This window comes from Thermophagus xiamenensis, assembly GCF_900112795.1.
Classification (GTDB): domain Bacteria; phylum Bacteroidota; class Bacteroidia; order Bacteroidales; family Marinilabiliaceae; genus Thermophagus; species Thermophagus xiamenensis.
Map to the genome: position 1 here is coordinate 1 of NZ_FONA01000037.1, position 7980 is coordinate 7980.

Consider the following 7980-nt stretch of genomic DNA (forward strand, 5'->3'; position numbering starts at 1 on the left):
CCAAATCCAGATTGCTACAAATGGACCAGCAGCAATCTGAATTATTTGAAATTGTCAATAAACATTTTTAGGGTGTCCCAACGCTGAAAACAGGAAAAAGGTTCCATTCGCCGGGTACGCCCTATTTTCCTCACCGCTTCAACTGATATACTCGGTTTCCTGCCTATGGCCATTTCCACATCAGCAGGGGCGGAAGTGCAACGTCCGCTTGCAACGGTGGTCATTGGCGGAATGTTAACGTCCACGCTTCTAACACTGGTCGTGTTGCCTGTTTTATATAAAATGGTAGAGTCGGGCAAAACAAAACTGAAAGCGCCCAAACTCAATACCACGGTAATAATCCTGTTGTTTATTATCGGCGGGCTTGGAATTTCGGGCAGCCTGAAAGCACAGGAAAACAACCTTACCCTTGAACAGGCTATCGAACGGGCTAAGGAAAACTATCCTTCCTTAAAAGTCGCTTCGCTCAATGTCGAGAAACAAAAGGCCCTGAAAGCTACAGCTTATGATTTGGGCAACACCTCTATCTACACCAGAAAGGAGGAGACCGGCAATGGTGAGGTGGGTATTCAAAACCAAATTGGGGTAGCGCAATCGGAAATTGACCTGTTTGGTATACCTGCTAAAAACAAGCTGAATGAATCGCGTATCAACCTTGCCGAATCAAGGCTTGAATTAACTGAACAGGAGCTGGTCAGAAACGTGAGTTTAGCATGGTACCGGGCATTGGTAGCCAAAAAGCAAACCCAATTGTACAACCGGCTCGACAGTGTTTATGCCGATTTCCTCAGGGCTGCCGGGTTGCGTTTCGAAACCCAGCAAACATCCAAAGTAGCTTATCTGGCAGCTTCTGCCAAATACCAGGAATTAATGGTTAACATGAAACAGGCAGAGAGCGAATACATGGCTTCTTTGCAACTGCTGAACCAGTACCTGATGTACCCCGATGGTGTTGAAATTGCCGATGCCGGGCAGGAATGGGATGAAACCATTCAAACTTCCTACCCGCTTGATTCGTTAAACGCCGTCCCTTTGCTTAATCTTTACAGGCAACAGTTGGATGTTTCCGAAGCAGAGTGGAAAGCCGAAAAAGCAAATTTTTTGCCTAAGCTCGATTTGGGGTATTCCCGGCAATCTGTCGATGGAACATCCGGTTATTATGGATGGGAGGCCGGTATCTCCATTCCTCTGCTGTTCTTTTCCCAGTCGGGCAAAACAAAAGCCGCCCGTATCAATTACGAAATGACCGGGCAGCAATTCAAGCAGCGGGCGCTCGAACTGAACGCTTCCTACAAAGAACTTTTAAGCCGGTACAGGGTGATGGGCGAGGTATTGGAATATTATAAAAACGAAGCGCTGCCACTTGCCGATGAACAAATTGAAGCCGCCAACCTGGGTTACCGTTTGGGCAGTCTCGGTTATATCGAGTTTATCCAGAATACCGAATCAGCCATCAGAACAAGGCAGGAATATTTGTCCCGGCTGGCGGAATATTTCGAAATTAAAGAACAATTGGAATACATTACAGGTCAATAATTTTAAAAACAGATAACAATGAAATCAAAAATAATCATAGCACTTCTTGCAGTAGTTACACTCATGTCGTGCAATAACAACAAAAACAGTGAAACCGGGGAACAGGAGGAACACGAGGGCCCCGAAGGCGTGGTATTTCTTAACCCACAGCAACGCGAAGCCCTGGATTTAGAACTGGGGACTTTCCAAATGCGAAACCTCACCACCATGGTAAAAACAAACGGTGAGATGCAGGTGCCGCCCGCAAGCTCGGCAGAAGTTACGGCAGTAATCGGGGGAAATGTGCGAGATATCAGAGTTTTCCATAGCGACAAGGTGCGTAGGGGACAAACCCTCGCCATTCTCGAACACCCTGATTATATCAAACTACAGGAAGATTTTGCCGAATTAGCCAGCCGGCTCGAATACCTGGAAATGGAGTATGAACGCCAGAAAGAGCTCTTCGAGAACAACGTAGGCGCAGGCAGGGAGTTCCAACAGGTAAAGTCGGAATATAATTCGGCCAAAGCAAAACACCAGGGATTAAAAGCCCGCTTGCAACTCCTGCACCTCTCGCCCGAAAAAGTTAAAGAGGGAACGATTTCCAACAGCGTTCCCATTGTTTCGCCCATCAATGGGTACGTGAATGAAATAGACGTGAAAGTGGGCACGTATGCCGGGGCACAGGACATGCTATTTGAAATTACCGACAACAGCGAAATCCATGCTGATTTTATGGTGTATGAAAATGATGTGCATTTACTGGAAAAAGGACAAAAGGTACATTTTACCGCAGCCAATATTCCCGATAAGGAGCTCACGGCAACGATTTTTGCCATCGGTCAGGAATTTGAAGCCAACGCCAGGGCCGTGCATGTACATGCCAGCCTGGATGAAACCGTACCGGGCCTTATTCCGGGCATGTACATTTCAGGCCACATTCTTACCGATGAAAATTATACCCGCACATTACCCAACGACGCCATTGTTTCCGAAGGAACCAAATCTTATATTTTCGTGCTGGATGAAGAAGCCACCGAAGCGGAACACGGTCATGAGGAAAACCATGCTGGCGAAAGCGATGAAGAACACGGCGAACATTCCGGAGAAACGCAAGAAGGTGAAAACAATGAAGTAATGGCCTTCCGGATGGTGGAAGTAATAACCGGCTTACAGGATGAGGGATACACCGAAATAAAATTGCTCAATCCCCTGCCCGATGATACACAGATTGTAATGAACACAGCTTACTACCTTTTATCTGATTTGAAAAAAGACGAAGCTGGTGATGATGATTAATTAATTCTAAAATGATTAGATATGAAAGAAGTAAAAGCATTTATACGTCCCAATAAAGTAGATGGTATAGTGCATCATTTAAAAGATGCAGGTTTTGAAAACATGACCATTTCATCGGCTGAAGGCACCGGAAAATTACAGGATGAGGATGCATTTGTCTCACAAAAATTTTCCATTACCGAAAGCGAAGTGGCCAAACTGGAACTTGTAGTCGATAAAAATGATGTGGACAAAGTGGTACAAATTATTTCAGAACAGGGCAAAACATTAAACCCCGGCGATGGGTTGATTTATGTTTCTGATGTTGAAAAAGTGTACCGGGTAAAAAAAGGATTGGAAAACGGGATGAAATAATTTATTACCCCTGCCTTCTACTTTGAAATAAAGGTCGGGGCAATTGTTTTCAATTTTAGTAAATTTGGAATTGAAAAACATAAAATGTTGTTTATTGTCAAACAATTACCGTTATGGAAAATAATGAAATTGAAAAGAAACTCGAATCGAAAAACGTCAAACCAACAGCCATGCGCACCCTGGTTTATAAAACACTTGCGGAATCCGGGAAAGCGCTGAGCCTGGCGGATTTGGAGCAACGATTTGAAAAAGTGGAGCGTTCAACCATTTTCAGGGCGCTTAAAACATTCGAGGAAAATTTCATTGTCCACCCTGTTGTTGATGGTTCAGGCTCGGTGAAGTATGCCGTTTGCGATGACGATTGCACATGTAATATACATGACCTGCACGTTCATTTTTATTGTACCCGTTGCGGCAGAACACGTTGCATGAAAGAACTTCCAATTCCCAACATTAAACTGCCTGAAGGCTACACCTACGATAATGCGCAATTCATCATTAACGGGGTGTGCCCGCGCTGCGATTAACTTTGCAATAGTGTTGCACTAACTTATTGGTAATTTTGATGTTGAAATTATTAGAATGTCTAACATTAAAAATTATTAATTATGAAAACTGGAAAATTTAAAATGGCTTTTTTACTTGCAGGATTGATTGTCTTTTCTGCATCGCAGGCAATGGCACAGCACCATTGCTGTAACTCAAACTGGTCGGCTAACGCCGATGCCCAATGGTGGAATTACAACACCCCGGCAGAATATGCGTTATCAGCCGAACAAATTACGGAAATCAATGAGCTACGTAAAAACAGCTACGAGAAAAAGCTTCCAATCGAAAATGAGCTTCGCAGTTTGAGAATGGAATACCGGGCTGCTAATTCAAATCCTGAGCTGGATGTAAAAAAGGTGAAATCACTGAGAAGCACTATCCGCGACAAGGAAGAAAAAATTGAGGATATCAACCTGGAGACAAAAGTTCAGGTAAAAAAACTTCTTACTGAAAAGCAGCTTACCTACTTTAACAACAACAATTACAATTGGTGGGATATGTCGGAAAATTGCTGGCACGCAGGTAATATGGGAATGAATTCTCGTAAACAGATGATGATGTCGCGTCGCAGCAATTGTTGGTAAACACCAGTTCGGTTTTTAAAAAAACAAGCGATAAAAAGAAAGGAGAATGTTATGATGAATGGATTTGGGTGTCACGGATGGGGAATGGGAATGGGCTGGTGGTGGGTTATAGGGCTCATTATCGTAATTGCTGTTGTTTGGATGGTTGTTAAAGGAATGAGTCAAAATAACCGCCCCGGCAACCCACCCGAAAGTAAGTCGGCGCTCGATTATTTAAAAGAGCGCTACGCCCGTGGCGAAATAAACAAACAGGAGTTTGAAGAACGAAAAAAAGATTTAATGTAAAATAAAAATATCATGAAGTATTACATTGAAAAAACAACAGAGTACGGTTTCGACAAAGCCATTAAAATTGTAACCGAAGAACTAAAAAAAGAAGGTTTCGGGGTGTTGACCGAAATTGATGTACAGGCTACATTAAAAAAGAAGCTGGACGTAGATTTCAAAAAATACCAAATTTTAGGGGCTTGCAATCCACCCTTTGCTCATGAAGCATTGAAAGCGGAAAACAAAATAGGCGCCATGCTCCCCTGCAATGTAATTGTGCAGGAACTGGATAATGGCAAAACAGAAGTAGCTGCCGTTGACCCGGTGGCTTCCATGCTGGCGGTTGAAAATGACGAATTAAGTGATATCGCCAATGAAATCAGGGCGAAACTTGAAAAGGTAATTGAGAATATATAATTCTGCTTGCAGTTTATTTGGGGAACATATTCAAAACTTTTTAAAATGAGAAAACAACTTTTGTTATTAACCTTCGCACTTTTCTGGGCATTCACCACGAATGCTCAGGAGGGCGAACGGTTAAAAGTTACTGCCGGGGTGCGTGTTAACCCCTTTGTAATGTACGATTTTGAGGGTAACAAAACAGAAATGACACGTATCCATGCCGAGCTGGGCGCCATGTTTAACAAAAAAACATACCTGTCGGTGGGTTACACGCCCTATGTTAATTCTATATATAATTTCAACGAATACTGGTTGAGCGGGTTTGAGAACAAAATTCCGGTATCGTGGGTTGTGGCGGAAGAGTATATGTTTGATGAAAATAAATTTATCCTACAATCAGGGCCTAATTTTAAATTAGGTAATGTGGGAAATGCTTTTGTGTTCCTGTTTACCCCCGTCGATAATATTGATTGGGGCTTGAAAGTGGGCGCATTTATTCCGTTAAATGTGGTTTTGTATAAAGATTAGTTCACATGTTCAAATCTGTATTTACCATCAGCAAAATGGACTGCCCTTCTGAGGAATCTCTCATCCGGATGAAACTGGAAGGGCTTCCCATGATTAAACGTCTGGTATTTGATATTGAAAACCGGAAACTTACTGTTTTTCATTCCGAAGAAAACCCGGAAATCGAAAAAAGCCTGAAAGAACTCAATTTAGGCGCTGAACACAAAGAAACTATCATTGTCCATCAGGATGAATTTATTGACAATACATCAGTACAATCGAAACTGCTTTGGACAGTTCTGATTATCAATTTTGCTTTTTTTCTCATTGAAATTACCACAGGTTTTATTTCAAAATCTATGGGCCTGGTTGCCGATTCACTGGATATGCTGGCAGACGCGTTGGTTTATGGCCTAAGCCTTTGGGCAGTTGGCTCAACTGTAACCCGCAAGAAAAAAGTAGCCCGACTAAGTGGCTATTTTCAACTGGCATTGGCACTGATAGGCCTCGTAGAAGTAATACGTAGGTTTATCAGTTTTGAAGAGGTGCCGGATTTTCAAACCATGATAATTGTATCAATACTGGCATTGATTGCGAATTCAGTTTGTCTATATCTGTTGCAAAAGTCAAAGAGCAAAGAAGCACACATGAAAGCTACCATGATTTTTACATCAAACGATATTATTATCAATACGGGCGTTATCCTTGCAGGTGTTTTGGTATTGTTGACCCAATCAAAATATCCCGATTTAATCATTGGCTCAATTGTATTTTTGATTGTGGTCAGGGGGGCTTTCAGGATATTGAAACTTGGTAAATAGACAGAGCATGGCACATTCGCATGAACATACAACTCAAAAAAATTACGGAAAAGCTTTTGCCATTGGCATAGGTTTAAACATCGCCTTTGTTGCTGTTGAAATATTTTACGGTCTGTTAGCCAACTCATCAGCACTATTAGCCGATGCAGGCCACAACGCCAGCGACGTACTGAGTTTGATTTTTGCCTGGGCTGCAATCAGGCTCGCTTCCATAAAACCAAAAGGAAAGTACACATACGGACTTCGCAAAACAACCATTCTTGTATCGATACTCAATGCGTTATTGCTTTTTGGAGCAGTAATAGCAATTGGCTGGGATGCTGTAGGAAAATTCAAAAATCCAGAACCCGTGGCAGGTATGCAAGTGATGATTGTTGCCGGGATAGGCGTAGTAATCAATACCATTACGGCTTTGCTGTTTATGAAAGGCCAAAAAGACGACCTGAACATCAAAGGGGCATTCCTGCACATGGCTGCCGATGCCGGGGTGTCGTTAGGTGTAGTAGCTGCCGGGCTATTGATTAACCTCACCGGAATTCAATGGATTGACCCGGTAATGAGTTTTATAATTATTCTGGTTATTCTTGGGGGTACATGGCGGTTGTTTACTGATTCCATTGATTTAGCGCTGGATGCAGTACCCAAACAAATAAAACTTGATAAAGTACGCAACTTTCTTTTATCCCAAAATGGAGTTAACGATATTCACGATTTACACGTTTGGGCAATGAGTACCACCCAAATAGCTTTAACCGCCCACCTGATAATGCCAAAAGGGTTTAACGATGAATTTATTTCTGAACTGCAGAAGAAACTTGAACACGAATTCGGAATTGGACACACAACCTTTCAAATTGAGAATGAAAGGATTGAAAAGGAATGTAAAACTGATTGTTGAAAACTTTATAGATATGAAAATTCAATACCACTCAATCATAACCTGCCCAAATTGCGGGCATCAAAAAGAAGAAGAAATGGCGGAGGGTTCCTGCCAGTTCTTTTATGAATGTAAAAATTGCCATACCGTTTTAAAACCAAAACAGGGCGATTGTTGCGTGTTTTGTTCTTTTGGTACTGTTAAGTGTCTTACTTTTAAAAAGATGTAGAATATTATTTCCTTGGCACAATTTTAATTTCTAATTTTCCTATCTTAGCTCCGCTATCCATCAAGGGTATAATTAAATAATTATGCCCGATATACTTAAATTCTATCAACCAATAAGCCTAAGCAACGGGCTTATTGCTGTTTATACCCTACAATGTAACAGAACATTCTCGGTTTTTCGTGCCATTTCCGGCAAAGCACTCCGATACGGTATATTTTGTCCAAAAAGTCTTCTTAAGCAAGCAAGATATACTCTTCAAAATCGGGTATGTCCTCAAAAGCATTCGCATTATACTCCCGAAGTAGCCAAAAGTATTTCAAATATCCTCAAAAGCCCTGAAAAGGAAGAAAAAGCAGTAGCAAAGCACTCGCTGAACCTGCAATTTCAGACATTTTCGGGACTTGTTGCATTGTATTTACGGCTAAATTTGTTCTCTCTTTTGACATTTCGAAGAACTGGCTTGAATCAGGATTTGGTTTAACCCGGATTATGCATTAGAATAATTAAAAGGTGGACTTAGGCTTTCCACTTTCGCAAATATTCCGTCCATCCAGGGTCGCCTTTTTGCATTCAAAG

The 7980-nt window shown here is 41.9% G+C and carries 12 protein-coding genes; all 12 read left to right on the top strand.

The features are described from left to right. Window positions 1–105 precede the first annotated feature (105 nt). The 12 genes from BM130_RS14780 to BM130_RS14835 all read left to right on the top strand — a co-directional run bounded on the left by BM130_RS14780 (window position 106) and on the right by BM130_RS14835 (window position 7885). Window positions 106–1536, top strand: coding sequence for a TolC family protein (locus BM130_RS14780; protein ID WP_302846867.1), 1431 nt, complete (start codon window positions 106–108; stop codon window positions 1534–1536). An 18-nt stretch (window positions 1537–1554) separates the two neighbouring features. Continuing rightward, window positions 1555–2814: an efflux RND transporter periplasmic adaptor subunit gene (locus tag BM130_RS14785; protein WP_010528939.1), complete on the top strand. Its 1260-nt coding sequence runs from the start codon at window positions 1555–1557 to the stop codon at window positions 2812–2814. Window positions 2815–2835: 21 nt separating this feature from the next. After that, window positions 2836–3168, top strand: coding sequence for a P-II family nitrogen regulator (locus tag BM130_RS14790; RefSeq protein WP_010528938.1), 333 nt, complete (start codon window positions 2836–2838; stop codon window positions 3166–3168). 113 nt (window positions 3169–3281) lie between these two features. Beyond that, window positions 3282–3695 carry a Fur family transcriptional regulator gene (locus BM130_RS14795; RefSeq protein ID WP_010528937.1) on the top strand — a complete coding sequence of 138 codons (414 nt, stop codon included), beginning with the start codon at window positions 3282–3284 and terminating at the stop codon, window positions 3693–3695. A gap of 81 nt (window positions 3696–3776) precedes the next feature. After that, entirely contained in the window at window positions 3777–4301 is a 525-nt protein-coding gene (locus BM130_RS14800) for a periplasmic heavy metal sensor (protein WP_010528936.1), read from the top strand. A gap of 51 nt (window positions 4302–4352) precedes the next feature. Then, window positions 4353–4586: an SHOCT domain-containing protein gene (locus tag BM130_RS14805; RefSeq protein WP_010528935.1), complete on the top strand. Its 234-nt coding sequence runs from the start codon at window positions 4353–4355 to the stop codon at window positions 4584–4586. A 12-nt stretch (window positions 4587–4598) separates the two neighbouring features. Beyond that, complete coding sequence (locus tag BM130_RS14810; RefSeq protein WP_010528934.1) at window positions 4599–4985, top strand: DUF302 domain-containing protein; 387 nt, start codon at window positions 4599–4601, stop codon at window positions 4983–4985. A gap of 45 nt (window positions 4986–5030) precedes the next feature. Continuing rightward, entirely contained in the window at window positions 5031–5498 is a 468-nt protein-coding gene (locus tag BM130_RS14815; RefSeq protein ID WP_010528933.1) for a hypothetical protein, read from the top strand. A gap of 5 nt (window positions 5499–5503) precedes the next feature. Continuing rightward, on the top strand, window positions 5504–6298 hold the full coding sequence (locus BM130_RS14820; protein ID WP_010528932.1) for a cation efflux transmembrane domain-containing protein: 795 nt from the start codon (window positions 5504–5506) through the stop codon (window positions 6296–6298). A gap of 7 nt (window positions 6299–6305) precedes the next feature. Continuing rightward, window positions 6306–7196: a cation diffusion facilitator family transporter gene (locus BM130_RS14825; RefSeq protein ID WP_010528931.1), complete on the top strand. Its 891-nt coding sequence runs from the start codon at window positions 6306–6308 to the stop codon at window positions 7194–7196. A 13-nt stretch (window positions 7197–7209) separates the two neighbouring features. Then, complete coding sequence (locus BM130_RS15770) at window positions 7210–7404, top strand: GDCCVxC domain-containing (seleno)protein (protein ID WP_074964417.1); 195 nt, start codon at window positions 7210–7212, stop codon at window positions 7402–7404. An 82-nt stretch (window positions 7405–7486) separates the two neighbouring features. Further along, window positions 7487–7885: a hypothetical protein gene (locus BM130_RS14835; protein ID WP_010528930.1), complete on the top strand. Its 399-nt coding sequence runs from the start codon at window positions 7487–7489 to the stop codon at window positions 7883–7885. Window positions 7886–7980 lie beyond the last annotated feature (95 nt).